Origin of the sequence: Pedobacter sp. (genome assembly GCF_045628745.1) — a bacterium.
Classification (GTDB): Bacteria; Bacteroidota; Bacteroidia; order Sphingobacteriales; family Sphingobacteriaceae; genus Pedobacter.
The window spans coordinates 1-2,698 of the sequence record NZ_JAZQPU010000452.1; the positions used below are offsets into that span (position 1 = coordinate 1).

Annotated in this window: 2 protein-coding genes; both read left to right on the forward strand. The window is 39.4% G+C overall.

The features are described 5' to 3' along the window. Window positions 1–1,165, forward strand: a 1,165-nt coding sequence (locus tag ACR2F7_RS16335; RefSeq protein WP_432714608.1) for a formimidoylglutamase, incomplete at its 5' end; no start/stop codon positions are given. A 105-nt stretch (window positions 1,166–1,270) separates the two neighbouring features. Then, entirely contained in the window at window positions 1,271–2,413 is a 1,143-nt protein-coding gene (locus ACR2F7_RS16340) for a redoxin domain-containing protein (RefSeq protein WP_432714609.1), read from the forward strand. Window positions 2,414–2,698 lie beyond the last annotated feature (285 nt).

Genomic DNA, 2,698 nt, shown 5'->3' on the forward strand with positions numbered 1-2,698 from the left:
TTTTTCTCCTTTAAACCTTAAGGGAATTACGCCGAAACAAGGATTTTTAAGCAGTCAGCTTGGATTGAAGGCCACTTTTTACACCGATAACTTTCCCGAACTGGTAGAAAATGTTTTTGATATTGCCATTTTCGGGGTGCCTGACGATCGTGCTGCGGTAAATAACAACGGCTGCGCACTGGGGCCTGACCATTTCAGGTCACAATTTTATACCCTTCATGAGGGCAATTACAACAGCCGTATTCTTGATTTAGGGAATATTAAAGCCGGTGCAGCACTTTCAGATACTTATGTTGCCGTAACAATGGTGGTTGCTGAATTGATTAAACTGAATATCATACCCGTTATTATTGGTGGCGGCCAAGATATCACTTATGCACAGTACATGGCTTACGAGCAGCTGGAGCAAAAAGTTGACCTGGTAGTGGTAGACAATAAGTTTGATTTACACGAAGATGACCATGTAGGCATTGCAGCCAGTTCGGACAGCTACCTTAATAAAATATTTCTTCACCAACCAAATTACCTTTTTAATTTCAGCAATGTAGGTTACCAAACCTATTATGTAAATCAGGATAGCCTGAAGGTGTTAAATAAACTATATTTCGACGTCCATCGTTTGGGAGAATTTGCAACGGATATTTCTTTAGCCGAGCCGATCATTAGAAATGCAAATATGATCAGCTTTGACATCTCCGCAGTACGTTCATCAGATGCTATGGGCAATGCCAATGCAGGTCCGAATGGCTTTTATGGAGAGCAGGCATGCAGTATTGCCCGTTATGCAGGCCTGAACGATAAATTAACGTCCATTGGTTTTTATGAATTCAATCCTGCTTTTGACCGTAGCAGTCAGACGGCCATGTTACTGGCACAAATGGTTTGGTATTTTGCGGACGGTTTTTATAACCGCAAAAGAGATTTCCCGCTGACACCAAAGTCGCATTATATCACTTACCGGGCAAGTATAAGTGAAGGTAACGGAGAAATAGTTTTTGTGAAAAGCAAAAAATCTGACCGCTGGTGGATGCAGGTACCTTACCCCACGGGCATCTCTAAAAATGAGCGTTTTCATTTAATCCCTTGTCGTTACGATGATTACAATACAGCAGTAAATGGAGAAATTCCAGATTTATGGTGGCGGACCTATCAAAAATTACTGTAACATTATAAATTCATTAACGATAAATTAATTACAATCCCTAAGTTTGACAAAGGGATTAGCTATCGTCTAGCTGAAACCACATTACCTAAAAAAACTGAAAAACAAATGAAGAAAATTATTTTATCCGCTGCTTTATTGTTACCAATTGCAGCTATTGCACAAAATGGATTTACCTTAAAAGGTAAAATAGGTGCCTTAAATGCACCTTCGAAAGTTTATTTGAGCTACAGAAAAGGCACAACGCCTGTGTTAGATTCTGCAGCCATTACCAATGGAAGCTTTGAGTTTAAGGGCACGGTAGCAGACCCTACCACAGCACAGTTGATTTTAAAACACCCTGCACCGGCGGTGAATCCTAGTAAAAAAACTGGCCCTGATGCCTTGGTGATTTATTTAGAGAATAAAGCGATAACACTTACTGCTGCTGACTCATTGAAAAAAGCAGTTGTCAAAGGATCGCCTTTAAATGATGACAATACCAAATTAGCAGCAATGCTAAAACCTACCTCCGATAAAATGAATGCCTTAAGAGCAGAATACCAGTCGAAAAGCCCGGAGCAACAAAAAGACCAGGCGTATATCAAGACTTTAGATGATCGTGCTGAGGCTATTCAGGAAGAAAGCAAGCCTATAATCCAGAAGTTCATCAACGAAAACAGAAACTCCTTCGTGGCTTTAACGGCTTTTAGAGGCAATTTAGGTTATGATATTAATGCCAAAGAAGCAGAGCCTGAATTTAACAAGTTTTCTGCAGCCTTAAAAGCGACGGAACTTGGTAAAAGCATCAGTACGGCAATCAATGGTGCTAAATCTACATCAGTAGGCGTAATGGCACCGCAGTTTACACAAAATGATACCAATGGCAAACCAGTGAAATTAGCTGATTTTAAAGGTAAATATGTGCTGATTGATTTTTGGGCTTCATGGTGTGGCCCTTGTCGTGCAGAAAACCCTAACGTAGTGGCTGCCTTCAACAAATATAAAGATAAAAACTTTACGGTACTGGGCGTTTCACTTGATAGAGAAACAGGTAAAGATGCATGGTTGAAAGCTATTCAGGATGATGGTTTAGCCTGGACGAATGTTTCAGACTTGAAATATTTCAACAACGAGGTTGCTAAATTATATGGCATTCAAGCTATCCCTTCTAATGTGTTAATTGATCCATCTGGAAAAATTGTAGCTAAAAACGTAAGGGGTGAAGAATTGCAATCTAAACTTGCTGAATTGCTTGAAGCAAAGAAATAATTTTTAAATTTTCCTTTGATAGAACAGCCCTTATCCTTGAACAGGATAAGGGCAGTTTTTTGTTTCATTCTTTTTTATAAATTGCAATGAACTAAATATTTACGCCATGCGCAAAAAGCTGTTGTTAATTCCGGTATTCCTGATCAGCGTTTTGGTTTTTGGCCTTGTAAGAAGGCCTAATGCTAGTCCTATAGCGATTGAAAGCACGAGTATATGGCAAAATTATGAGCGTTATAAAGAAGCTGCGCTTAACAGCAGGATGTTTAAACATAGCGATATCATTCC

Bases quoted from the DNA above. Each gene is read 5' to 3' on its own strand.
- ACR2F7_RS16340 (WP_432714609.1), top strand. From the start codon at position 1,271: ATGAAGAAAATTATTTTATCCGCTGCTTTATTGTTACCAATTGCAGCT.